Here is a 22,739-nt window from a genome sequence, read left to right as displayed (position 1 = left end):
TGGAAATCCATCCTGACAGCATCCATATGGATGGTATCAGGAGGCGAAAGACATGGCATCACCATCCCCGGCCCGCAGTGCCGACACCGAAAAGATCACCATCAACCTTGGCTTCGTCGATCTGGGCCGGATTGACCTGCTGGTGCGCGAAGGCTTTTACGCCAGCCGCAGCGATCTGATTCGCACGGCGATCCGCGCGCAGCTGGACCGGCATGACACGCTGGTGGCGCCGACCATCATCCGCGACGATTTCGTCATGGGCCTGCGCGATGTCACCCGCGCCGAGCTGGAGGGCCTGCGGGCCACGAATCAGATGCTGGACCTGCGTGTCATCGGGCTGGCCCGCTTTGCCCGCGACATTTCTGCGGATCTGATTACCGCCAGCATTCGTTCGATCGAAGTTCTGGGCACCATTCAGGCCGATGCGGCGGTCAAGACCGCTCTGGACGCATGCCGCCACAAAAAACAACAAGGATCACACCGATGACCACCCAAAAGCCGCTGAACATGGCCGAGATCACCCGCCTCATGCGCGCCGGGCAACTGTCCGAGGCGACGCAGGCCATTCAGGCCAATCTGGGCGGCGCCAGCCTGCCCACTGCCAGCCTGCCCACCGCCAGCTTGCCCACCGCCAGCTTGCCCACCGGCGGACTGCCCGACGGGGCAGCGATGCCCGCCACGAAGGGCACAGGGCTGGCCGCGGGCCTGATGGACGCGTTGCGCAAGGGCGGTCTGGCCGGGGGCACCACGGCGGCGCCGCAATCCCTGCCCGAGGGTGCCAGCTGGACCTCGCGCACGCATCAGGCTGCGGGCGAGACCCGTGATCTGCGCCTTTACGTGCCCGCATCTCTGGCGGAGGGGCAGGCCCCGGCGGGGCTGCTGCTGCTGCTGCATGGCTGTACGCAAGACCCTGACGACTTCGCGCGCGGCACCGGCATCTTCGAGGCGGCCGAGCAGAACCGCGTCATTGTCGTCGCCCCGGCGCAGGGTGCACGGTCGAACATGAACCGCTGCTGGAACTGGTTCGAGACGCGCCACGGCGCCCGCGACAGCGGCGAGGCGGCGTTTCTGACCGATCTGACCCGCACCGTCGCCCATGAATTTGCGGTGCCGCCCGATTTGCGATTTGCCGCCGGGCTGTCGGCGGGCGGCGCGATGGCGGTCACGCTGGGATCGGTCTTTGCCGATGATTTCGGGGCGGTCGCCTGTCACTCGGGCCTTCCCAACGGGGCCGCGGGCGATATGTCGGGGGCATTCCAGGCAATGTCGCAAGGCGGCTCTGACAGCGCTGCGGGGGTCGGATGCCGGTTGTTCGTGCTGCACGGATCGACCGACACGACCGTGTCGCCGCGCAATGCCGATGCGGTGGTCCGGCAGGCGCTGCGCCGCCAGACCGGGCTGGTCCAGCGCCGGGCGGATTCCCGGATCGAAGAACGCGCCGTGCGCATTTCGCGCTATCGCGACACTGCAGGCGCGCTGCGGGTACAGGAATGGCGCATCGACGGGCTGGGCCACGCATGGTCGGGCGGGGCGGCAGAGGGCAGCCACACCGCGCCCGGCCCTTCGGCCACGCAGGCGATGATGGCGTTCTTTCTGAACTGACCCCTCTGACCCCGCTGACCCCTCTGCCCCGTCCCCGGCACGGGGCCAGTCGCCCCGGCGGTTGTCCCGGGGCCGGGGATGGGCGACAACAGCGTCTGATCCTTTGCCCTTTGCGGATGTCACCATGCCGAACCGGCCCTGTACGACCAAACTTGCCGCCGCGCTGGATGTGACGGCGCCCGGCTTTATCGTCACCGTCTATGGCGATGTCGTCGTGCCACGGGGCGAAGTTCTGTGGATGGGCAGCCTGATCGAGATCTGCGCCCGGATCGGCATCAGCGAAAATCAGGTCCGGACCGCGGTGTCCCGGCTGGTCTCGGCGGGGCGGCTGCAGGGCGAACGGCAGGGGCGGCGCAGCTTTTACCGGCTGGCACCCGCCGCACGGTCCGAATTCGCGCAGGCGACCGCGCGGCTGTACCAGCCCGGACTGCGCCCGCAGGGGTGGCTGCTTCTGGCCCTCGACGAGGTTCCCGATGAGATACGCCGACGCTTTCACATGGCACCGGCGGGCGGCGGGTGCTGGCTGGCGCCCGACTGGGGCACCCGCCCCAAGGGCGCCCGGCTGGTCATGCGCGTGCCCGACGACAGCCCCGATGCGATGCCGGGCATTGCCGCCTTCTGGGATCTGGAGGCGCTGCGGGCGCGCTATGACGCGGTGCTGGGCTCTTTTCAGCCGGTGGCGGATGCGGTGGGGCAGGGTGGCACCCTGCCGGGGCCCGAGGCGCTGACGCTGCGCCTGCTTCTGGTCCATGCCTATCGCGCCGCCGTGCTGCGCGACCCGCTGTTGCCCGAGGCGCTGCTGCCGCAGGGCTGGTCGGGGACCCGCGCGCGCGACCTGTTCCGCGATCTCTATCTGCGGCTGACGCCCGCAGCCGGGCAGGGCATCGCAAGCCTGCGCGATAACAGCGGCGAACTGCCCGCCGATACGCCGCAAAGCGCAAGCAGGATCAATATGTTGCAACAAGACGATCCGGTTCGGTCGCCCATGCCCGAAGAAACATTACATCATTTAAGATAATTTGCTTTGCGATGTAATGCTTTTGGTGGTATCCCTGACCGTGCGGTCGGTGAATGCAGTGCATCACCAACCCGAGGGGAGAGAACCGGGAGAGTTCGGACATGCAGGACGCTTTCATCTGCGACGCAGTGCGCACGCCGATCGGGCGCTATGGCGGCGCCTTGGCTCAGGTCAGGGCGGATGATCTGGCGGCGCTGCCGCTCAGGGCGCTGAGGGATCGCAATCCCGGCGTGGATTGGTCGGCGGTCGATGATCTCATCTATGGCTGCGCCAATCAGGCGGGCGAGGACAACCGCAATGTGGGCCGCATGGCGGCTTTGCTGGCGGGGATGCCGGTCAGCGTGCCGGGCACGACGGTGAACCGGCTGTGCGGTTCGGGGATGGACGCGGTGGGGATGGCGGCACGCGCGATCCGGGCAGGGGACTGCGATTTCGTGCTGGCTGGCGGCGTCGAAAGCATGAGCCGCGCACCCTTTGTGATGCCCAAGGCCGAGGCCGCCTTTTCGCGCGCCAATGCAGTGTTCGACACCACCATCGGCTGGCGCTTTGTGAACCCCGCGATGAAGGCGCAGTTCGGTGTCGACAGCATGCCGCAGACCGCCGACAACGTCGCCGCCGACTACGGCATCAGCCGCGCCGATCAGGATGCCTTTGCCGCCCGGTCTCAGGCGCGGTGGGCAGCAGCACAAGAGGCCGGGCGTTTCGCGGACGAAATCGTGCCGGTCCATGTGCCGCAGAAAAAGGGCGACCCGCTGGTCGTCAGCGTCGATGAACATCCGCGCCCCGGCACCACCGCCGACCAGCTGGCGCGGCTCAGGGGTGTGAACGGGCCGGATCTGTCGGTGACGGCGGGCAATGCCTCGGGCGTCAATGACGGGGCCGCCGCGCTGGCGATCCTGTCGGAACGCGGGGCCACCGCGCAGGGGCTGACGCCGCGTGCGCGCATCGTCGCCATGGCTGCCGCCGGGGTTGCGCCGCGCATCATGGGCATCGGCCCGGCCCCCGCCGCCCGCAAGGTGCTGGACCGCGCGGGCCTGACCCTCGACCAGATGGACGTGATCGAACTGAACGAGGCCTTTGCTGCGCAGGCACTGGCCACCCTGCGCGATCTGGGGCTGCCCGACGACGCGGCGCATGTGAACCCCAATGGCGGCGCCATCGCGCTGGGACACCCTCTGGGCATGTCGGGGGCGCGGCTGGTCACGACCGCCATGTATCAGCTGCACCGCAGCGGTGGCCGCTATGCACTGTGCACCATGTGCATCGGCGTGGGGCAGGGCATCGCCATCATCATCGAACGGGTCTGAAAGGAACGCACGCCATGTATGCACAGCTTGTCACCTCGGAAGGCACCACATCGCGCGATCAGATGTCGCCCGAAGAAATCGCATTTCAGGACCGCATCGACCGGAACGAAAAGATCGAGCCCAAGGAATGGATGCCCGAGGGCTATCGCAAGACCCTGATCCGCCAGATCGGCCAGCATGCGCATTCCGAAATCGTGGGTCAGCTGCCCGAGGGCAACTGGATCACCCGCGCCCCCACGCTGGAGCGCAAGGCGATCCTGCTGGCCAAGGTGCAGGACGAGGCGGGGCATGGCCTGTACCTGTATTCCGCCGCCGAGACCCTGGGCGTCAGCCGCGACGAATTGCTTGAGGCGCTGCATTCGGGCCGCATGAAATATTCGTCCATCTTCAACTATCCGACCCTGACATGGGCCGATATGGGCGCGGTGGGCTGGCTGGTCGATGGCGCGGCGATCATGAATCAGGTGCCGCTGCAGCGCACCAGCTATGGCCCCTATGCCCGCGCGATGATCCGCATCTGCAAGGAGGAGTCGTTCCACCAGCGGCAGGGTTATGACATCATGATGAAGATGTGCGCGGGCACGCCCGAGCAAAAGGCGATGGCGCAGGATGCGCTGAACCGGTTCTGGTACCCGTCGCTGATGATGTTCGGCCCGTCCGACAAGGATTCGGTCCATTCCGTGCAGTCGATGGCATGGAAGATCAAGATGAACACCAATGACGAGCTGCGCCAGAAATTCGTCGACCAGACCGTTCCGCAGGCCGAATATCTGGGCCTGACCGTGCCCGACCCGGACCTGACATGGAACGAGGACAAGGGCGGCTATGATTTCAGCGAGCCCGACTGGTCCGAATTCTTCGCCGTCATTTCCGGCAACGGCCCCTGCAATGCCGAACGGCTGGGCGCCCGCGTCAAGGCATGGGAGGACGGCGCATGGTTCCGCGACGGGCTGATGGCCCATGCCGACAAGGCCCGCGCGCGACCCGTCGCCGCCGAATGACCCCGCGACACGATCATGCGGCGGGCCGCGCGCCCGCCCTTTGCCAGATTTGAGGGAGGAACCCATGTCCAGCGAATGGCCCCTTTGGGAAGTTTTCATCCGCGGCCAGCACGGCCTGAACCATCGCCATGTCGGCAGCCTGCATGCGCCCGACGCCGAAATGGCGATCTGCAACGCCCGCGATGTCTATACGCGCCGCAATGAGGGCGTCTCGATCTGGGTGGTGCCGTCGAACGCGATCACCGCCTCCAGCCCGTCCGACAAGGGGCCGCTGTTCGATCCGGCGAACGCCAAGGTCTATCGCCACCCGACCTTCTTCGACATCCCCGAAGACGTGGGGCATATGTGATGCCGTCGCTTCCCGATGTGATGACCCCCGAGGTCGAAAAACTGGCCGCCGCGCAGGCCGGGCAGGGCGGCCCCGCGCCGCAGGCTGCCACGCAAGATGCGCTGGTCGAATGGCTGCTGCGGACCGGCGACAACGCCCTGATCCTGGGGCAGCGCCTGTCGGAATGGTGCGGCCACGCCCCCGCGCTGGAAGAGGATATCGCGCTGGCCAATCAGGCGCTGGACCTGATCGGCCAGTGCCAGCTGTGGCTGGAATATGCGGGCGAGGTCGAGGGCCGTGGCCGCAGCGCCGACAAGCTTGCCTATCTGCGCGACGCGGGCGCATTCCGCAACCTGCTGCTGGTCGAGCGTCCGAACCATGATTTCGGCCATACCCTGATGCGGCAGTTCCTGTTCGATGTGTTCCATCTGGACCTGCTGGCGGCGGCGCGTCAGTCGCCCGACGCCCGCATCGCGGACATTGCTGCCAAGGCGTGGAAAGAGGCCGCCTATCATCTGGAACGCTCGGCCGATCTGGTGGTCCGGCTTGGCGACGGCACGGCACAAAGCCATGACCGGATGCAGGCGGCGCTGGATGCGCTGTGGCCCTTTACCGGCGAGATGTTTGCCGACGACGCCCATGACAGGGCGCTGGCACAGGCGGGCGTGATGCCGCTGCCCTCGTCGCTGCGCGCGGGCTGGGACCGGACCGTGGCGCAGGTGCTGGACGAGGCGAGGCTGACCCATCCGGGCGAGGTCTGGCAGCAGGGCGTCACCGGCATGGGCGGCGGCAAGCGCGGCGTGCACAGCGAACATCTGGGCCACCTGCTTGCGCAGATGCAGTTCCTGCAGCGCGCCTATCCCGGCGCCCGCTGGTAAGCCGATGCAGGCTGCCCCCGATATTGCGCAGGTCTGGGACTGGCTGTCGCAGGTGCCCGACCCGGAAATCCCGGTCATTTCGCTGACCGATCTGGGCATCATCCGCGATGTTGCATGGGCGGGCGATACGCTGGTCGTGACGGTGACGCCCACCTATTCGGGCTGCCCGGCAACGGGGATCATCAATCTGGACATCCAGACCGCTTTGCGGGGCCATGGCATCGACAAGCTGGAGCTGAAACGCCAGCTGTCGCCGCCCTGGACCAGCGACTGGATCACGCCCGAGGGCCGCGACAAGCTGCGTGCCTATGGCATCGCGCCCCCCGTGGATGGCACGGCGGCGGACGGGCGGCTGGCGGGACGCATCGCAAGGCTGGCGGACACATCGAACCTGCGGATCGAATGCCCGCGCTGTGGATCGGGCGCCACCGACAAGGTCAGCCAGTTCGGCTCGACCCCCTGCAAGGCCAGCTGGCGCTGCACCGACTGCCTGGAACCCTTTGATTATTTCAAATGCATCTGAGGATGCAGAGGACACCCCGAATGGCACGTTTTCATTCCCTGAAAGTCACCGAGGTGCGACGCGAGACGCGCGACGCCGTCGTCGTGACGCTGGCGCCCCGCCCCGAGGACCGCGCCCTATTCGATTTCACCCAGGGCCAGTACCTGACATTCCGCCGCGACTTTGACGGCGAGGAGTTGCGCCGCAGTTACTCCATCTGCGCGGGCCGCGACGAGGGCGTGCTGCGCGTGGGCATCAAGCGCGTCGATGGCGGCGCCTTTTCGACATGGGCCAACGAGAACCTCGCCCCCGGCGACGAGATCGAGGCCATGCCGCCGATGGGCCGCTTTTTCACGCCGCTGGATGCCGGTGCCGCCCGGCATTATCTGGGATTTGCGGGCGGATCGGGCATCACGCCGCTGCTGTCGATCATCAAGACCGTGCTGGCGGGCGAACCGCAGTCGCGCTTTACGCTGGTCTATGCCAACCGCCAGATCGCCTCGATCATGTTCCGCGAGGACCTTGAGGATCTGAAGAACCTCTATCTGGGCCGCCTGTCGGTGATCCATGTGCTGGAGCAGGAGGGGCAAGAGATCGACCTGTTCACGGGCCGTATCGACGCGGACAAGATGGCGCATCTGTTCCGCGCATGGATCGACCCGGCCTCGGTCGATCTGGCCTATATCTGCGGCCCGGAGCCGATGATGCTGACCATCGCCGCCGCCCTGCGCGATCACGGGCTGGACGAGGCGCAGATCAGGTTCGAGCTGTTCGCCAGCGGCCAGCCGGGGCGGGCGCGGGCACGGGCCGTCTCGGTTCAGGCGGTGGCGCCGGGCGCGGGCACGCAGGCGACCGTCACGCTGGACGGGGCCACGCGCAACTTCTCCATGCCGCGTCAGGGTCAGTCGATCCTTGAGGCCGCCATCGCCGCCAGTCTGGACGCGCCCTATTCCTGCAAGGCCGGCGTCTGTTCGACCTGCCGCTGCAAGGTGCTGGAGGGCGAGGTCGAGATGGCCGTCAATCACGCGCTGGAGGATTACGAGGTCCGCGCGGGATATGTCCTGTCCTGTCAGGCATTTCCGGTCAGCGAAAAGGTGGTGATCAGCTATGACGAGTGACACGATGGCGGTCGAGGACTATCTGGCGCAGGGCGGCGTGATGACCGCGCCCGGCAATGTGCCCGCGCGCTATCGCGGCGAATTGCTGCGGCTGATGGGGTCCTTCGTGGACAGCGAACTGGCGGCCTCGGCCGGGTTTGCGGGCGCGATCAACTGGGCGCCGGGCATCACCGAACGGATTGCCGCCTGCCGGATCACGCTGGAAAAGGCCGATCACGCGGGGCGCGTTCTGGCCGTGATGGGCGATTTCGGCACCGCGACCGACCGCTATCAGCGCCAGTATGACTGGGCCGCGCGGGTCCCCCGCGAGGCCGATCTGGGTCAGGTCCGGCAGTCGGGCGACATGCGGCTGTCGGTGTTTCACTATCCGCTGACCGGCTGGACCGATGCCGTGGTGATGAACGTGCTGCAGGGTCTGGCCACCGGCGTGCAGATGGCCGAGCTGACGCGGATCTCCTATGGCCCCTTGGCCGAGGTCTTTCGCCAGATCGCCCCGCGCGAGGCGCGCCACGCGGAACTGGGTCTTGAGGGGCTGACCCGCCTCGCCGCGACCGATCCCGAGCAGGCGCGCGACAGCGTCGCCTATTGGATGCCGCGCGTGGCGGCGGGGTTCGGCGTGGCCGGATCGCCCCGGTTCGAGGTGCTGGCCCGTTTCGGTCTGCGCCACCGCCCGAACGAGGCGCTGCGCGACGAATGGCAGGCGCTGGCCGCCGACCGGCTGGCCGCCTGCGGCCTGACAGAAGTGAGACAGGACAGATGACCGCACCCCATACCCCACGCCGCCTTGAAAGCCTGATCTGCGGGCGCTGGATGCCCGGCGAGCGCGACGGCCAGCCGCTGCTGGATGCCGCCACGGGCGCGCTGGTCGCCCATATCGACGCGACCGGCATCGACATGGCGGCGGCGCTGGATTACGGGCGCCGCACCGGCGGGCCACGCCTGCGCGCCATGTCGTTCCATGACCGTGCCGCGATGCTGAAAGCGCTTGGTCTGGCGCTGATGGAGCGGAAAGAGGAATTCTACCTCGAAAGTTTCCGCACCGGCGCGACCCGCGCCGATGGCTGGGTCGATATCGAAGGCGGCATCGGCACCATGCTGACCTATGCCTCCAAGGCGCGGCGCGAACTGCCCAATACAAGCGTGCTGACCGAAGGCGATGTCGAGCCCCTGTCGCGCGACCACAGCTTTTCGGCCCAGCATATCCTGACGCCGTTGCAGGGCGTGGCGGTGCATATCAACGCCTATAACTTCCCGGTCTGGGGGATGCTGGAAAAGATCGCGCCGACGCTGTTGGCGGGCGTGCCCTGCATCGTCAAACCTGCCTCGCAGACGGCCTATCTGACCGAACTGGTGGTGCGCCGCATCCACGAAACAGGCCTTCTGCCCGAGGGCGCGCTGCAGCTGATCTGCGGTTCGGTGGGCGATCTGCTGGATCATGTGACCGGGCAGGACGTGGTGACCTTTACCGGCTCGGCCCGGACGGGGCGCAAGCTGCGCGCGCATCCGGCGATCGTCGGGAACTCGACCCGGTTCACGATGGAGGCCGACAGCCTGAACGCCTCGATCCTTGGTCCCGATGCCGGGCCGGGGACGCCCGAGTTCGATCTGTTCGTGCGCGAGGTCGCGCGCGAGATGACCGCAAAGGCAGGGCAGAAATGCACCGCGATCCGACGTGCCATGGCGCCGCGCGCGCATCTGGACGCGCTGGTTCAGGCGCTGCGCGCGCGGTTGTCCAAGGCAACCCCCGGCCTGCCGGGCGATGAGGCGACCCGCATGGGGCCGCTGGCCAGCTTTGATCAGCGCGACGAGGTGCGCGACCGCATCCGCGAATTGCAGGCGGTGGCGCAGATCGTGGCGGGCGATCCCGCCTCCGCGCCTGCGGGCTTTGAGGCGGGCGCCTATCTTGATCCGGTGCTGCTGCTGGCGGATCGTCCGTTTGACGCGGCAGCCATCCATGATGTCGAGGCTTTCGGTCCGGTCGCCACGCTGATGCCCTATGACGACCCGGATGAGGCCGTGGCGCTGGCGGCATTGGGCAAGGGGTCACTGGTGTCATCGGTCTTTACCAACGATCCGGGCGTGGCGCAGCAGATGGTGCTGGGGCTGGCGCCGTTCCACGGGCGGGTGCTGATCGGCAACCGGGCCTCGGCCAGGACCTCGACCGGGCACGGCTCGCCCCTTGCCGGGCTGATCCATGGCGGACCGGGCCGGGCGGGCGGCGGCGAGGAAATGGGCGGCATGCGGGGCGTGAAGCATTTCATGCAGCGCACCGCCGTTCAGGGCACGCCGGGCCTGCTGTCGGCGGTCACAGGCCGCTGGATCGAGGGGGCGCCTGTGCAGACCGGCACGCATCCGTTCCGTAAATCGCTGGCAGAGCTGCGGATCGGGGATCAGTTGGTCACCGCCGCGCGGCAGGTCACGCAAGAGGATGTCGAACATTTCGCGCAGTTCACCGGCGACACGTTCTATGCGCATATGGACAGCGCGGCGGCGCAGGCCAACCCGTTCTTTGACGACCGGGTGGCGCATGGCTATCTGATCGCCAGCTTTGCGGCGGGCCTGTTCGTGGAGCCCGCGCCCGGCCCGGTTCTGGCCAATTACGGCGTCGACAACATGCGCTTTCTGACCCCGGTCTATTTCGGCGACACGCTGCAGGTCCGCCTGACCTGCAAAGAGATCAACCCCCGCGCCAATGCCGATCATGGCGAGGTGCGGTGGGATTGTCAGGTCACGAAACAGGACGGCACGGTTGCGGCGCAATATGACTTGCTGACCATGGTCGCCAAGACCTGGGGCACGGCAAAGGCCGAGGCCGCTGAATGAGCATCTGGTCATGGGACGGCATCCGCCCGGTAATCGACCCGGCCGCCTTTGTGCACCCGGATGCGACGGTGATCGGTGACGTGATCGTGGGGCCAGCGGTCTATGTCGGCCCCGGCGCCGTGCTGCGCGGCGATTTCGGGCGGATCGTGCTGGAACAGGGCTGCAATGTGCAGGAAACCTGTGTGGTGCATTCCTTTCCCGGCAAGGATGTGATGGTGGGCGAGGGCGGCCATATCGGGCATGGCGCGGTGCTGCATGGCTGCCACATCGGGCGCAATGCGATGGTCGGCATGAACGCCGTGGTGATGGATGAGGCCGAGATCGGCGAAAACGCCATCGTCGCCGCCATGGCCTTCGTCAAGGCAGGCGCGCAGATCCCGGCAGGCGCATTGGCGGTGGGATCACCCGCGCGGGTCGTGCGGATGTTGACCGGGGCCGAGATCGACTGGAAGCGGCGCGGCACCGCGATCTATCAGCGGCTGGCGCTGGAGGCGCGCTATCGGCTGGCACCGACGACGCCGCTGGACGCGGCTGAGCCGGGCCGCAAGAGGGCGCAGGCGCCGGATTATGACCCGCTGATACTGGACCGCGCGGGCGACAGCATCCCGGTCAGCGCACCGACTTGATGCCCTCGAGGATCAGGGTCGTGGCCACGTCGGCGTAATCCTCGCGCGAGATGCGGCCGCCATCCTTGAACCACATATAGACCCAGTTCATCATGCCGAACAAAGACATGGTGACCGGCATCAGCAGCGGCCTTTCGCGCGTGTTCAGCCCCGGATTGATCTGATCCAGCACCACCGAGAACCGCCGCACGATAGCGCGCTCCAGCGCGGTGATCGCGGCCTTCTGGTCGTCCGACAGGGCGGCGGTGGCGTTCAGCTGAACCTTGTGCTGATTGTCGGCGCCGCGATAGCTTTCCAGCACCGCACCGACCAGCCGCCGCAGCCGCTGATCGGGAACAAGGCCGGGATCGTCGGCGGTCTCGATCGCGGCGTCCAGCTCTTCCAGATGCGTGGTGATGATCGCAAAGATCAGCGCGTCCTTGCTGGGATAATAGTGATACAGCAGCGCCTTCGAGACCTGCGCGCGGGCCGCGACCTGCGCCATCGAGGCTTTCTCCATGCCCTGTTCGGCAAAGACCTCGGCGGCGGTATCCAGAATGACGCGTTGTTTCTCTTCGAAATCTTGTGCGCGTGTGCGGGCCATCGTCAGGTTCCTGTCGTCAGGATAAATTCGGGTCGAAACGAAAAAGGGGGCAGTGCCGCCCCCTTCGGGATTAGCGGCTGCGCCCGGCGCTGTCACCCGCCGGGTTCAGCCGCAGGGCCTAGTCTTTGGGGCGATTGTCCAGAACCCGCCTGGCCTTGCCTTCGGAACGGGCAATCGCGTTCGGGTCGCGGACCTCGATCCGGGTCGAGACGCCGACCACGCTTTTGATGTGATGCGCCAGTTCTTTGGCAGACCGGGCGCGGGCATCGTCGGTGGCCATATCGGCGGTGCATTCGACATGGACGGTCATATTGTCCATCCGCCCCGCGCGGGCCAGTTCGATCTGGAAATGCGGCGCAAGGCCCTGACATTTCAGGATCTGCTCTTCGATCTGGGTCGGAAAGACGTTAACGCCGCGCAGGATGATCATGTCGTCGCAGCGCCCGGTGATCTTTTCGATCCGCCGCATCGACCGCGCCGTGCCGGGCAGCAGCCGGGTCAGGTCGCGGGTGCGATAGCGCACCATCGGCAGGCCTTCCTTGGTCAGCGTGGTAAAGACCAGCTCGCCCATCTGGCCGTCGGGCAGCACCTCGCCCGTGACCGGGTCGATGATCTCGGGGTAGAAGTGATCCTCCCAGATATGCAGCCCGTCCTTGGTTTCCACGCATTCCTGCGCAACGCCCGGACCCATCACCTCGGACAGACCATAGATGTCGACGGCCTGCATGTTGAATGCCTGTTCGATTTCCTCGCGCATGGCATTGGTCCATGGTTCGGCCCCGAAAATGCCGACCTGCAGCGAGCTTTCGCGCGGATCAAGGCCCTGACGGCGGAACTCGTCCAGAATCGACAGCATATAGCTGGGCGTCACCATGATGATGCGCGGCTTGAAATCGTCGATCAGGGTCACCTGCCGCTCGGTCATCCCGCCCGAGATGGGCACGACGGTGCAGCCCAGCCGCTCGGCCCCGTAATGCGCGCCCAGCCCGCCGGTGAACAGGCCATAGCCATAGGCGTTGTGCAGCATATCGCCGGGCCGCCCGCCCGCCGCGCGGATCGAGCGCGCGATCAGGTTCGCCCAGTTGTCGATATCGGCGGCGGTGTAACCCACGACGGTCGGCTTGCCCGTGGTGCCCGACGATCCGTGGATGCGCACCAGTTTCTGCTGCGGCACGGCGAACATGCCGAAGGGATAGGTGTCGCGCAGATCCTGCTTTACCGTAAAGGGGAACTTCGCGATGTCGGCCAGACTGCGCAGATCCTCGGGGTGGACGCCATGCGCGTCAAAGCGCTGGCGGTAAAAGCCCGAATTCTCATAGCAATGCTTCAGCGACCGCTTCATGCGGTGAAACTGCAGCGCCTCGATCTCATCGCGCGAGGCGATCTCGATCGGGTCGAGGCTCTCTTTCGGCGGGGTCATGTGTTCCAAGTTGTCCTCCCTCGGGATGGCGGCGGTGGGGCGCTCAGCCCAGCAACCGGCCCTTGACGGTGCGGGAATGCCCGCGGAATTCAGCGATATGGGCGCCGGTCTGGTTGGTGACGGTCACGTCATAGAGGCCGCTGCGCGTCTGGCGCGCGCGCTGGGTCGCGGTGGCGGTCAGCCGGTCGCCCGCAAAGGCCGGGGCCAGATAGGTGATCGAGGCCTGCTGGCCCACCGACCGCTGATCGACCGTATTGCAGGCAAAGGCAAAGGCGCTGTCGGCCAGCGCAAAGATATAGCCGCCATGCGCGGTGCCGTGGCCGTTCACCATCGCAGAGGTGATCTCCATGCTGATCGTCGCCTCGCCGGGGGCCACACGGTCCAGCACCATGCCAAGACGCTGCGAGGCCAGATCCTCGGCCCACATGGCATTGGCGCAGGCCTGCGCCAGTTCGGTATCGCTCATGTCATTCCCCCCGGAACGCCGCCGGACGTTTTTCAAGAAACGCCGTCACGCCCTCGGCATAGTCGCGGCTGCGCCCGGCCTCGCGCTGTGCATCGCGTTCCAGATCAAGCTGTTCGTCAAGGCTGTTGGTCGCGGCCGCCTGCATCAGCCGCTTGGTCAGGCCAAGGCCGCGCGTGGGTCCCGCGGCCAGCGACCGGGCCAGTGCGCTGGCCTCATCCATCAGCGCCGCGTCATCGACCGCCTTCCAGATCAGCCCCCAGTCGGCGGCCTGCTGCGCGGACAGGGGCGCGGCGGTCAGCGCCAGCGCCTTGGCGCGCGGCTCGCCCAGAATACGGGTCAGCGACCAGCTGCCGCCCGCGTCGGGCACCAGCCCGATCTTCGCGAAGGCCTGAATGAAGCGCGCCGATTGCGCGGCCAGCACGATGTCGCAGGCCAGCGCGATATTCGCGCCCGCGCCCGCCGCCACGCCGTTCACCGCACAGACCACCGGCTTTTCCAGCGAGCGGATCAGGCGCAGCGTCGGATTGTAAAATGTTTCCAAAGTCTGGCCCAGATCGGGGGCAGGCCCGCCCTTGCGCGGATCACGATCGCCCAGATCCTGCCCCGCCGAAAAGCCACGCCCCGCGCCCGTCAGCAGCACCGCGCGCACCTGCGCGTCATCATGGGCGCGCTGAATGCCCGCGCGCAGGGCCATATGCATCGCCTCGTTGAACGAGTTCAGCCTGTCGGGCCGGTTCAGCACCAGCGTCAGCACGCCATCGCCAAGATCCGCCAGAACGGTGTCGGTCATGTGATTCCCTCCTCAAACCGGGCCTCAGACGGGCGCATTTGCGCAATATCCGAAAAGATGACCGGTCCCTCTAAAAAACTTGTTGCATAGACCGACCGGTCGGTCAATGATATTCAGCATGTCGGGAGGGGCCGGAAACGGTCGCGACAGGAGGAAAGCATGACCGGATATTTCGACCGCCATAGGGCCTTGCTGGAGGATGCGCGGGCCGCGCTGGTCTCGCGCGGCTATTGGGCACCGTTCCCGGAAATCCCCAGCGAAAAACTCTATGGCGAGGGCACCCGCGCCGCAGGCGAGGCGGCGTTCGAGGCGCTGAAGGGCCATCCCTTCGACCTGCCGGGCCACCCCGAATCAGGGCGCCTCGGCGGTGAAACCTCGCCATTCGGCGGCGCGCTGGGGATCACCTATCCCTCGGCCACGCCCGCCACATTGATTGCAGCTTCGGTGGCGGCGAGACCGGCGCTGGCGGATGCCTCACCCGAGGCCCGCACCGGCGCGCTGATCGAGGCGTTGACGCGGCTGAACCGCCAGTCCTTTCTGCTGGCCCATGCCACCCAGCACACGACCGGGCAGGCGTTTGCGATGGCCTTTCAGGCGGGCGGCCCGCACGCGCAGGACCGCGCGCTGGAGGCCGTGGCGGTGGCTTATGACGAGATGACGCGCTTTCCCACCGATGCGATCTGGGAGAAACCGCAGGGCCGGGCCGCGCCGCTTCGGCTGGAAAAACACTGGACGCTGGTGCCTGCGGGCGTGGCGCTGACCATCGGCTGCAATACCTTTCCGACCTGGAACGGCTATCCGGGCCTGTTTGCCAGCCTCGCCACCGGCAATCCGGTCATCGTCAAGCCGCATCCCCGCGCGATCCTGCCGCTGGCCCTGACCGCGCGGACCCTGCGCGCGGTCTTTGCCGAGGCCGGGCTGCCCGCCGACGCGATCCTGCTGGCGGTTGATACGCCCGACGCGCCGGTCACCCGGCAGCTGGCCTGCGACCCGGCGGTGCGGATCATCGACTATACCGGCGGGTCAGGTTTTTCCGGATGGCTGCGCGACAATGCGCGTCAGGCGCGCCTGTTCACCGAAGAGGCCGGGGTCAACACCGTCACCATTCTGGGCGCCCCTGATTTTGCGGGCATGTGCGACAATCTCGCGTTTTCGCTGGCGCTGTATTCCGGGCAGATGTGCACCTCGCCGCAGAATATCCATGTGCCGCAGGGGGGCATCGACACCGATCAGGGTCACAAGACACCCGACGAAGTGGCGCAGGGGCTGGTCGCTGCGCTGGACCGGCTGCTGGCCGATCCCGCCCGCGCGGCGGGCATCACCGGCGCCATCGCCAACCCGGCCACGACCGGGCGGCTGGCCGCTGCCCGGCAGGCAGGCCGGGTGATCCGCGACGGCACGCCGCTGCTGATCGCAACCGATGCCGATCACCCCGCAGCGCAGGCCGAATGCTTCGGCCCCGTGGCATTCGTGCTGACCTGCGCGGATGCAGATGCCGCACTGGCCCGCGCCACCGCCACCTCGCGCGACAAGGGCGCGATCACGGCGGCGCTGTATGACACCGACGAGGACCGGATCACCCGCGCCATCCGCGCCTTCGCACAGGCCGGGGTGAACCTGTCGGTCAACCTGACCGGCAACATCTATGTCAACCAGTCCGCCGCCTTCAGCGACTTTCACGTCACCGGCGCGAACCCGGCGGGCAATGCCTGCCTGACCGACACCGCCTTTGTCGCCCCGCGCTTTCACCGCGCGATGTGGCGGCGGCAGATCGCCTGAACCACCGTCTTTGGGAGGAGACCCAGATGAAGACCACCACCGCGCTTGCCACCTTGATGGCCCTTGGCCTTATGACCCCCGCCATGGCCGAGATCCGCATCGGCGCCAGCATTTCCGCCACCGGCCCGGCCGCCTTTCTGGGCGATCCGCAGGTCAGGACGCTTGAGATGCTGGTTGAAGACCTGAACGCCGCAGGCGGCATCAACGGCGAGGAGATCACCCTGATCCACTACGACGACGGCGGCGATCCGAACAAGGCGCGCACCTTCGCCACCCGCCTGATCGAGGATGACGAGGTTGTGGCGATCATCGGCGGCACCACCACCGGCGCCACCATGTCGATCATGTCCGTGGCCGAGGATGCCGGGATCCCCTTTATCTCGCTGGCCGGTGCCATCGAGATCATCGACCCGGTGCGCCCCTTCACCTTCAAGACACCCCATACCGACCGCATGGCCTGCGAAAAGATCTTCGAGGATATCCAGTCGCGCGGCTTCACCAATGTCGCCATGATCTCAGGGACGGACGGGTTCGGCGCCTCGATGCATGCGCAGTGCAAGCAGGTGATCGGCGATTACGGCCTGACGCTGGTGGCGGACGAGAACTATAACCCCACCGATGCCGACATGACCGCGCAGCTGACCAAGATCCGCAACACCGAGGGCGTTGAGGCGCTGATCAACCCCGGTTTCGGACAGGGGCCGTCGATTGTGACGCGCAACTATGCCCAGCTGGGTCTGGATATTCCGTTCTATCAGTCGCATGGCGTGGCCTCGAACGGGTTCATCGACCTTGCGGGCGCGGATGCCGCCGAGGGCGTGCGCCTGCCGGGCACCGCGCTGCTGGTGGCCGACATCCTGCCCGATGATGACGCGCAGAAACAGGTCGCGCTGACCTACAAGACCGCGTTCGAGGATGCGACCGGCACTCCGGTCAGCACCTTCGGGGGCTATGCGCATGACGCGTTCCTGATCCTGACGGACGCCATGACCCGCGCCGGGTCCAGCGAACCGCAGGCGATCCGCGACGCGATCGAGGCCACGGACGGTCTGACCGGCACCACCGGCACCTATACCTTCTCGGAGAGCGATCACCTTGGTCTGGATCTCAGCGCCTTCCGCATGCTGGAAATCCGGAACGGTGCCTGGGCGCTGGTCCAGTAAACGACAGCCCCGGCCCCGGTTCATCGCCGGGGCCACCCCTGCCGCATCCAGCCCGAGGTCGAAATGTCGGAACTGCTGCAATTCCTGTTTTCAGGGGTGACCGTTGGTGCGGTCTATGCCCTTGTCGCGCTTGGCTTCACGATCATCTACAACGCATCCGATGTGGTGAATTTTGCCCAGGGCGAGTTTGTCATGCTGGGCGGGATGATCACCTTCGCCGCCCATGCGGCGGGCCTGCCGCTGCCGCTGGCCGCCATCTCGGCCATCGTGCTGACGGCGGGTCTGGGCGTGGCGATGAACAAGCTGGCGATCGAGCCTGCGCGCGGCGCGCCGGTCGTGTCGCTGATCATCATCACCATCGGCGCCTCGATCTTTATCCAAGGGGCGGCGCAGATCGTCTTTGGCAAACAGATCCACAGCTTTCCGGCATTCTCGGGCGATGCGCCGCTCCGGGTCGGCGGCGCCACGATCCTGCCGCAAAGCCTGTGGGTGATCGGCGGCGCGGTGGCGGTGTTCATCGCGCTGTGGCTGTTCTTCACGCGCACCCTGCTGGGCCGCGCGGTGCTGGCCACGTCGAACAACCGGCTGGCCGCGCAACTGGTCGGCATCAACACCAATTTCGTGATGACGCTGTCCTTCGCGCTGTCGGCGGGCATCGGCGCGCTGGCCGGGGTGCTGGCCACGCCGATCACGCTGACCGCCTATAACGTCGGCATCGCCTTTGCGCTGAAGGGCTTTGCGGGCGCGATGCTGGGCGGCATGGGCAACCCCAGGGGCGCGCTGGTCGGCGGTTTCTCCATCGGGCTGATCGAGGCGCTGACGGCGGGATACCTCTCCTCGACCTACAAGGACGCGGCGGCCTTTGTCGTCATTCTGGCGGTGCTGTTCTTCATGCCGCAGGGCCTGTTCGGGCGCAAATCCACGGATCGGGTGTGACCATGAAGTTAACCGCGAAATCCGCGACGCTGATCGTGCTGCTGGCGCTGATCGCGCTGTCGCCGCTGCTGTTTCCGTCCAACTTCTATTACCGCATCGGCGCGCTGATCTTTGTCAACGCCATCGCGGTCACGGGCATCGTGATCCTGACCGGCTATGCGGGACAGGTCAGTCTGGGTCATGCCGGTTTCGCGGGCATCGGCGCCTATGCCTGCGCGCTGGCGCCCGTGCATCTGGGCCTGCATCCGGCCCTGGCCGCGGTGCTGGGCGCGGTCGTGTCGGGCGCGCTGGCCTATCTGGTGGGCCGCCCGATCCTGCGGCTGCACGGCTACTATCTGGGCGTGGCGACACTGGGTCTGGGCATTCTGGTCACGATGGTGCTGACAAATGAGCGCGCGCTGACCGGCGGGCCTGACGGGATCGAAGTCCCCGATCTGGGCCTGCGCGGGCTGCTGGGCGATCTGGGTCTGTCCCTGTCGAACGGCCAGTTCTGGTATTTCTTCAGCGGGCTTTGCATGCTGATCGGCGCATGGATCGCGCTGAACCTGCACAACAGCCCCACGGGCCGCGCCCTGCGCGCCCTGCACGGGTCCGAGGTCGCGGCGCGGACCGTCGGCATCGACGTGGCGCAACTCAAGCTGCGGGCGTTCGTCATTTCGGCCGTCTATGCCTCGGTCTCGGGCTCGCTGCTGGCCTTGCAGAACCGGTTCGTCACGCCCGATGTCGCAGGCTTCATGCACTCGATCGAGATGGTGACGATGGCCGTTCTGGGCGGCGTCGGCTCGGTTCTGGGCGCGATCCTGGGCGCCGCGATCCTGACGCTGCTGCCGCAGGTCCTGACGGTCTTTGCCGAGTACGAACAGCTGGTTCTGGGTCTGGTGATGATCCTGGTGATGATCTTCCTGCGCGAGGGGCTGCTGCCCTCGATCCTCAGAAAATTCAGGGGGAAAGACGAATGAGCGCGCTTTTGTCCATCGAAGGTCTGGGCATCGGGTTCGGCGGCCTGCGCGCCGTCAACGATGTCAGCTTTGCCGTCCGGCCCGGCGAAATCCTGTCGGTCATCGGTCCCAATGGCGCGGGCAAGACCACGCTGTTCAACATGATTTCAGGCGTCTACCAGCCCGATATGGGGCGGGTGATGCTGAACGGGCGCGACGTGACCGGCACGGCGCCGCATCTGCTGGCGCGTCAGGGCCTGTCACGGACCTTCCAGAACCTGCAGATCTTCCAGTCGATGACCGTGCTGGAAAACGCCATCGCAGGCTATCACCTGCGCGAAAGCGGCTCGGTGCTGGCCGATCTGCTGGCGCTGCCCGCCTCGCGCCGCCGCGCGCGCGCGGCACGGGACGGCGCGCGTGCCCTGCTGGCCCGCGTGGGTCTGGAACGCGCCGCCGAACGCGAGGCGGGCAACCTGTCCTATGGCGCGCTGAAACGGCTGGAGATTGCGCGCGCGCTGGCGCTGGACCCCAAGGTGCTGCTGCTGGACGAACCCGCCGCCGGCTGCAACGCGGTCGAGACCGAGGAAATCGACCACCTGATCGCCGAGGTCGCCGCCTCGGGCGTGGCGATCCTGCTGGTCGAGCATGACATGAAGCTGGTGATGCGCATCTCGAACCACATCGTGGTGCTGGACCATGGCGAAAAGATCGCCGAGGGCGATCCGGCCACGGTCAGCCGCGACCCGGCGGTGATCGCCGCCTATCTGGGCACCGAAGGAGCATCCCATGCTGACGGTTGAGGGGCTGCGGTCGCGCTATGGCCGCATCGAGGTTCTGCACGGCATCGACCTGCATGTCGCCAGCGGCGAGATCGTGACCGTCGTGGGTGCGAACGGCGCGGGCAAGACGACGCTGCTGCGCTGCCTGTCGGGGGTGCAGCCGGTCTCGGGCGGCGCGGTCACGTTCCGGGGCGAGGCGATCACCACGCTGCCCGCATGGAAGCGCCCGGCGCGTGGCCTGACCCAATCACCCGAGGGGCGGCAGATCTTCACCAACCTGTCGGTCGAGGAGAACCTGCGCCTTGGCGCCTACGGCTTCGCCGACGACCGCGTGGACCGCGACATGCAGGACGCCTTTGCGATGTTCCCGATCCTGCGCGACAAGCGAAACCTCTCGGCGGGCGGGTTGTCGGGGGGGCAGCAGCAGATGCTGGCCATGGCCCGCGCGCTGATGGGCCGCCCGTCCTGCCTGCTGCTGGACGAACCCTCGATGGGTCTGGCGCCGATCATTGTGGCGCAGATCTTCGATGTGGTGCGCAGCCTCAAGGCTCTGGACGTGACCGTGCTGCTGGTCGAGCAGAACGCCTTTGGGGCGCTGAAAATCGCGGACCGGGGCTATGTGATGGAAACGGGCCGCATCATCATTGACGGCCCGGCGGACGCGCTGATCGCCGATCCGCGCATCCGCGAAGCCTATCTGGGGATCTGACATGGCACCCGAAACCACCCTGACCCGCATCGACCGCGACGGCGACATCGCCATCCTGACCATCAACAACCCGCCCGTGAACGCCCTGTCGCGCGCCCTGCGACAGGAATTGTGGGACGCGGTGGCCACGTTGGACGCCGATCCGTCGGTCGCCGCCGTGGTTCTGATCTGCGCGGACCGCACCTTCATCGCGGGCGCCGACGTGACCGAGTTCGGGCATCCGCCGCAGCCCCCGCATCTGCCCGATCTGGTGGACCGGATCGAGGCGGCCGCCAAGCCCTGGACCGCCGCGATCCATGGCAGCGCCCTGGGTGGCGGGTTCGAGATCGCGATGGGCTGTCGCTTTCGCGTGGCGCTGGACAGCGCCTCGGTCGGGCTGCCCGAGGTGGGTCTGGGCGTTGTGCCGGGCGCGTCGGGCACGGTCCGTACGCCGCGCCTTGCGGGGATCGAAACGGCGGTCGCGATGGTCACCACCGGCAAGCCGCTGAAAGCCGCTGCTGCGCGGGAACGCGGGCTGGTCGACACGGTCGTCGCGGGCGATCTGCGGGACGGGGCAGTGGCGTTCACCCGCGCCGCGCACGCAAGCCCGCAGACCCGCCCGCTGCCGCCGCCCGTCTCGCAGCGTCCGGTTGCACCGCCCGCGCCGGAGTTCTGGGCCGAAGCCGAGGCCCGCACCCGCAAATCGGCGCGCGGCGCCGAAGCGCCCCTGCGCGCGCTGGCCTGTCTGCGCCGCGCGACCGAAGCGCCCTTTGCCGAGGCCATGGCCTTTGAACGGCAGACCTTCCTCGATCTGCGCGGATCGGATCAGGCGGCGGCGCTGCGGCATGTGTTCTTTGCCGAACGCTCGGCCCACCGCCCGGCGCGGCTGAAGGGGACCGACCCGCTGCCGGTGACGCGCGTGGGCGTGATCGGCGGCGGCACAATGGGTGCGGGCATCGCCGCCGCCTGTCAGGATGCGGGCCTGTCCGTCACGCTGATCGAACGTGATGCGCAGGCACTGGCGCGCGGCGTGGCGAACCTGCGCGCGATCCATCAGGGCGCCGTGACACGCGGGCGGCTGTCGCAAGCCGCGTGCGATGCGCGCATGGATGCGCTGACAGCCTCGACCGATTTCGCCGCCTTGTCCGACGCCGATCTGGTGATCGAGGCCGTGTTCGAGGACATCGCCACCAAACGCGCGGTCTTTGACGCGCTGACCCGCCATGCGCGCGCCGATGCGGTGCTGGCGACGAACACCTCGTATCTGGACCCGCGCCTGATCGCGGCAGGGCTGCCGCGCCCGGACCGCTTTATCGGGCTGCATTTCTTCAGCCCCGCCAATGTCATGCGCCTGCTGGAGATCGTGCCCACCCCCGACACCGCGCCCGAGGTGCTGGCCACCGGCTTTCATCTGGCGCGCGTTCTGGGCAAGATCCCGGTGCAATCGGGCATCTGCGAGGGATTTATCGGCAACCGCATCCTGAAACGCACCCGCGCCGAGGCCGAGGCGCTGCTGCGCGAGGGCGTGCCGATTGCGGCCATCGACGCGGCGATGCGCGGGCACGGGCTGGCGATGGGTCCGTTCGAGGCGCAGGATCTGGGCGGGCTGGACATCGCGTTTCAGCAGCGCGAAGGCGCGCGGGCGGCGGGCCGGAATGAGCCCGAGACGCTGGCGGATCTGCTGGTGCGCGCCGGGCGCAAGGGGCAAAAGACCGGCGGCGGCTGGTATGATTATGCGCCGGGCCAGCGGACACCCCGCGCATCAGACGCGGTGGCGGCGCTGCTGGACCCGCATCTGGCGCCCGATCCGGGGCTTGGGGCGGGCCGGATCGCCGCACGGATGGTGGCCGCAATGGCCGATGAGGGCCGCCGCATCCTGAATGAGGGGATCGCCGCCTCTGCTGCCGATGTCGATCTGGTCAAGATCCACGGCTATGGCTATCCCCGCTGGCGGGGCGGCCCGATGTTCGAGGCGGGCCTGCGCGACTGACGCG

Annotated in this window: 23 protein-coding genes; 19 read left to right on the top strand and 4 right to left on the bottom strand. The window is 67.3% G+C overall.

All coding sequences use genetic code 11. From position 1 onward, the window contains the following. Positions 1–52: 52 nt before the first annotated feature. The 12 genes from ACK41U_RS05180 to ACK41U_RS05125 all read left to right on the top strand — a co-directional run bounded on the left by ACK41U_RS05180 (position 53) and on the right by ACK41U_RS05125 (position 11,203). Complete coding sequence (locus tag ACK41U_RS05180) at positions 53–487, top strand: CopG family transcriptional regulator (RefSeq protein WP_409676932.1); 435 nt, start codon at positions 53–55, stop codon at positions 485–487. Beyond that, entirely contained in the window at positions 484–1,602 is a 1,119-nt protein-coding gene (locus ACK41U_RS05175; protein WP_409676931.1) for an alpha/beta hydrolase family esterase, read from the top strand. Before ACK41U_RS05180 ends, ACK41U_RS05175 begins: the two co-directional genes overlap by 4 nt. A 124-nt stretch (positions 1,603–1,726) precedes the next feature. Beyond that, positions 1,727–2,620, top strand: coding sequence for a PaaX family transcriptional regulator C-terminal domain-containing protein (locus tag ACK41U_RS05170; RefSeq protein WP_409676929.1), 894 nt, complete (start codon positions 1,727–1,729; stop codon positions 2,618–2,620). Positions 2,621–2,721: 101 nt separating this feature from the next. Continuing rightward, entirely contained in the window at positions 2,722–3,927 is a 1,206-nt protein-coding gene (gene pcaF, locus ACK41U_RS05165) for a 3-oxoadipyl-CoA thiolase (RefSeq protein WP_409676927.1), read from the top strand. Between the two features lie 14 nt (positions 3,928–3,941). Beyond that, positions 3,942–4,928, top strand: a complete 987-nt coding sequence (gene paaA / locus ACK41U_RS05160) for a 1,2-phenylacetyl-CoA epoxidase subunit PaaA (protein WP_409676925.1) — start codon at positions 3,942–3,944, stop codon at positions 4,926–4,928. Between the two features lie 64 nt (positions 4,929–4,992). Then, positions 4,993–5,277, top strand: a complete 285-nt coding sequence (paaB, locus tag ACK41U_RS05155; protein ID WP_409676923.1) for a 1,2-phenylacetyl-CoA epoxidase subunit PaaB — start codon at positions 4,993–4,995, stop codon at positions 5,275–5,277. After that, the gene (gene paaC / locus ACK41U_RS05150) at positions 5,277–6,134 is read left to right on the top strand and encodes a 1,2-phenylacetyl-CoA epoxidase subunit PaaC (protein WP_409676922.1); all 858 of its coding nucleotides are present in this window, start codon (positions 5,277–5,279) and stop codon (positions 6,132–6,134) included. The genes paaB and paaC overlap by 1 nt, the downstream gene beginning before the upstream one ends. 4 nt (positions 6,135–6,138) lie before the next feature. Beyond that, entirely contained in the window at positions 6,139–6,657 is a 519-nt protein-coding gene (gene paaD, locus ACK41U_RS05145; protein ID WP_409676920.1) for a 1,2-phenylacetyl-CoA epoxidase subunit PaaD, read from the top strand. Positions 6,658–6,677: 20 nt separating this feature from the next. Continuing rightward, positions 6,678–7,754, top strand: a complete 1,077-nt coding sequence (gene paaE, locus ACK41U_RS05140) for a 1,2-phenylacetyl-CoA epoxidase subunit PaaE (RefSeq protein WP_409676919.1) — start codon at positions 6,678–6,680, stop codon at positions 7,752–7,754. Beyond that, positions 7,744–8,514, top strand: a complete 771-nt coding sequence (locus ACK41U_RS05135) for a Phenylacetic acid catabolic protein (RefSeq protein ID WP_409676917.1) — start codon at positions 7,744–7,746, stop codon at positions 8,512–8,514. The genes paaE and ACK41U_RS05135 overlap by 11 nt, the downstream gene beginning before the upstream one ends. Beyond that, on the top strand, positions 8,511–10,577 hold the full coding sequence (gene paaZ / locus ACK41U_RS05130) for a phenylacetic acid degradation bifunctional protein PaaZ (protein ID WP_409676915.1): 2,067 nt from the start codon (positions 8,511–8,513) through the stop codon (positions 10,575–10,577). Before ACK41U_RS05135 ends, paaZ begins: the two co-directional genes overlap by 4 nt. Continuing rightward, the gene (locus ACK41U_RS05125; RefSeq protein ID WP_409676913.1) at positions 10,574–11,203 is read left to right on the top strand and encodes a transferase hexapeptide repeat family protein; all 630 of its coding nucleotides are present in this window, start codon (positions 10,574–10,576) and stop codon (positions 11,201–11,203) included. Before paaZ ends, ACK41U_RS05125 begins: the two co-directional genes overlap by 4 nt. Here the strand turns inward: ACK41U_RS05125 and ACK41U_RS05120 are convergent. The 4 genes from ACK41U_RS05120 to paaG form a co-directional block, all read right to left on the bottom strand. After that, entirely contained in the window at positions 11,187–11,786 is a 600-nt protein-coding gene (locus ACK41U_RS05120; RefSeq protein WP_409676911.1) for a TetR/AcrR family transcriptional regulator, read from the bottom strand. The two genes, ACK41U_RS05125 and ACK41U_RS05120, sit on opposite strands and share 17 nt — an antisense overlap. Positions 11,787–11,904: 118 nt before the next feature. Further along, the gene (gene paaK / locus ACK41U_RS05115) at positions 11,905–13,206 is read right to left on the bottom strand and encodes a phenylacetate--CoA ligase PaaK (RefSeq protein WP_409676990.1); all 1,302 of its coding nucleotides are present in this window, start codon (positions 13,204–13,206) and stop codon (positions 11,905–11,907) included. Between the two features lie 43 nt (positions 13,207–13,249). Then, positions 13,250–13,672 carry a hydroxyphenylacetyl-CoA thioesterase PaaI gene (paaI, locus tag ACK41U_RS05110; protein ID WP_409676909.1) on the bottom strand — a complete coding sequence of 141 codons (423 nt, stop codon included), beginning with the start codon at positions 13,670–13,672 and terminating at the stop codon, positions 13,250–13,252. Position 13,673: 1 nt separating this feature from the next. Further along, on the bottom strand, positions 13,674–14,462 hold the full coding sequence (gene paaG, locus ACK41U_RS05105) for a 2-(1,2-epoxy-1,2-dihydrophenyl)acetyl-CoA isomerase PaaG (RefSeq protein ID WP_409676907.1): 789 nt from the start codon (positions 14,460–14,462) through the stop codon (positions 13,674–13,676). A gap of 159 nt (positions 14,463–14,621) precedes the next feature. Between paaG and paaN the strand changes: the two genes are divergently transcribed. From paaN to ACK41U_RS05070, 7 genes are all read left to right on the top strand, one after another. Beyond that, entirely contained in the window at positions 14,622–16,241 is a 1,620-nt protein-coding gene (gene paaN, locus ACK41U_RS05100; protein WP_409676905.1) for a phenylacetic acid degradation protein PaaN, read from the top strand. A 26-nt stretch (positions 16,242–16,267) separates the two neighbouring features. Continuing rightward, positions 16,268–17,404, top strand: a complete 1,137-nt coding sequence (locus tag ACK41U_RS05095; protein ID WP_409676903.1) for an ABC transporter substrate-binding protein — start codon at positions 16,268–16,270, stop codon at positions 17,402–17,404. Between the two features lie 63 nt (positions 17,405–17,467). Further along, on the top strand, positions 17,468–18,340 hold the full coding sequence (locus tag ACK41U_RS05090; RefSeq protein WP_409676901.1) for a branched-chain amino acid ABC transporter permease: 873 nt from the start codon (positions 17,468–17,470) through the stop codon (positions 18,338–18,340). Positions 18,341–18,342: 2 nt separating this feature from the next. After that, on the top strand, positions 18,343–19,299 hold the full coding sequence (locus tag ACK41U_RS05085) for a branched-chain amino acid ABC transporter permease (RefSeq protein ID WP_409676988.1): 957 nt from the start codon (positions 18,343–18,345) through the stop codon (positions 19,297–19,299). Beyond that, complete coding sequence (locus ACK41U_RS05080; protein ID WP_409676899.1) at positions 19,296–20,078, top strand: ABC transporter ATP-binding protein; 783 nt, start codon at positions 19,296–19,298, stop codon at positions 20,076–20,078. Before ACK41U_RS05085 ends, ACK41U_RS05080 begins: the two co-directional genes overlap by 4 nt. Beyond that, positions 20,065–20,766: an ABC transporter ATP-binding protein gene (locus tag ACK41U_RS05075; RefSeq protein ID WP_409676897.1), complete on the top strand. Its 702-nt coding sequence runs from the start codon at positions 20,065–20,067 to the stop codon at positions 20,764–20,766. The genes ACK41U_RS05080 and ACK41U_RS05075 overlap by 14 nt, the downstream gene beginning before the upstream one ends. Position 20,767: 1 nt before the next feature. After that, positions 20,768–22,735, top strand: coding sequence for an FAD-dependent oxidoreductase (locus ACK41U_RS05070; RefSeq protein WP_409676895.1), 1,968 nt, complete (start codon positions 20,768–20,770; stop codon positions 22,733–22,735). Positions 22,736–22,739 lie beyond the last annotated feature (4 nt).

It is taken from the genome of Paracoccus sp. (in: a-proteobacteria), assembly GCF_046289755.1.
GTDB lineage: Bacteria > Pseudomonadota > Alphaproteobacteria > Rhodobacterales > Rhodobacteraceae > Paracoccus.
Note: the sequence above shows the minus strand (reverse complement) of the source record. Positions and strands in the feature narration are given on the sequence as shown.

What these genes read in the sequence shown, in the direction of transcription:
- paaK (WP_409676990.1), bottom strand. Translation starts at nt 13,206, where the DNA reads ATGACCCCGCCGAAAGAGAGCCTCGACCCGATCGAGATCGCCTCGCGC.
- paaC (WP_409676922.1), top strand. Translation starts at nt 5,277, where the DNA reads ATGCCGTCGCTTCCCGATGTGATGACCCCCGAGGTCGAAAAACTGGCC.
- ACK41U_RS05135 (WP_409676917.1), top strand. Translation starts at nt 7,744, where the DNA reads ATGACGAGTGACACGATGGCGGTCGAGGACTATCTGGCGCAGGGCGGC.
- ACK41U_RS05085 (WP_409676988.1), top strand. Translation starts at nt 18,343, where the DNA reads ATGAAGTTAACCGCGAAATCCGCGACGCTGATCGTGCTGCTGGCGCTG.
- ACK41U_RS05095 (WP_409676903.1), top strand. Translation starts at nt 16,268, where the DNA reads ATGAAGACCACCACCGCGCTTGCCACCTTGATGGCCCTTGGCCTTATG.
- ACK41U_RS05125 (WP_409676913.1), top strand. Translation starts at nt 10,574, where the DNA reads ATGAGCATCTGGTCATGGGACGGCATCCGCCCGGTAATCGACCCGGCC.
- ACK41U_RS05175 (WP_409676931.1), top strand. Translation starts at nt 484, where the DNA reads ATGACCACCCAAAAGCCGCTGAACATGGCCGAGATCACCCGCCTCATG.
- paaB (WP_409676923.1), top strand. Translation starts at nt 4,993, where the DNA reads ATGTCCAGCGAATGGCCCCTTTGGGAAGTTTTCATCCGCGGCCAGCAC.
- paaD (WP_409676920.1), top strand. Translation starts at nt 6,139, where the DNA reads ATGCAGGCTGCCCCCGATATTGCGCAGGTCTGGGACTGGCTGTCGCAG.
- paaG (WP_409676907.1), bottom strand. Translation starts at nt 14,462, where the DNA reads ATGACCGACACCGTTCTGGCGGATCTTGGCGATGGCGTGCTGACGCTG.
- ACK41U_RS05180 (WP_409676932.1), top strand. Translation starts at nt 53, where the DNA reads ATGGCATCACCATCCCCGGCCCGCAGTGCCGACACCGAAAAGATCACC.
- paaI (WP_409676909.1), bottom strand. Translation starts at nt 13,672, where the DNA reads ATGAGCGATACCGAACTGGCGCAGGCCTGCGCCAATGCCATGTGGGCC.
- ACK41U_RS05075 (WP_409676897.1), top strand. Translation starts at nt 20,065, where the DNA reads ATGCTGACGGTTGAGGGGCTGCGGTCGCGCTATGGCCGCATCGAGGTT.
- ACK41U_RS05090 (WP_409676901.1), top strand. Translation starts at nt 17,468, where the DNA reads ATGTCGGAACTGCTGCAATTCCTGTTTTCAGGGGTGACCGTTGGTGCG.
- ACK41U_RS05170 (WP_409676929.1), top strand. Translation starts at nt 1,727, where the DNA reads ATGCCGAACCGGCCCTGTACGACCAAACTTGCCGCCGCGCTGGATGTG.
- ACK41U_RS05120 (WP_409676911.1), bottom strand. Translation starts at nt 11,786, where the DNA reads ATGGCCCGCACACGCGCACAAGATTTCGAAGAGAAACAACGCGTCATT.
- paaN (WP_409676905.1), top strand. Translation starts at nt 14,622, where the DNA reads ATGACCGGATATTTCGACCGCCATAGGGCCTTGCTGGAGGATGCGCGG.
- ACK41U_RS05080 (WP_409676899.1), top strand. Translation starts at nt 19,296, where the DNA reads ATGAGCGCGCTTTTGTCCATCGAAGGTCTGGGCATCGGGTTCGGCGGC.
- pcaF (WP_409676927.1), top strand. Translation starts at nt 2,722, where the DNA reads ATGCAGGACGCTTTCATCTGCGACGCAGTGCGCACGCCGATCGGGCGC.
- paaE (WP_409676919.1), top strand. Translation starts at nt 6,678, where the DNA reads ATGGCACGTTTTCATTCCCTGAAAGTCACCGAGGTGCGACGCGAGACG.
- ACK41U_RS05070 (WP_409676895.1), top strand. Translation starts at nt 20,768, where the DNA reads ATGGCACCCGAAACCACCCTGACCCGCATCGACCGCGACGGCGACATC.
- paaZ (WP_409676915.1), top strand. Translation starts at nt 8,511, where the DNA reads ATGACCGCACCCCATACCCCACGCCGCCTTGAAAGCCTGATCTGCGGG.
- paaA (WP_409676925.1), top strand. Translation starts at nt 3,942, where the DNA reads ATGTATGCACAGCTTGTCACCTCGGAAGGCACCACATCGCGCGATCAG.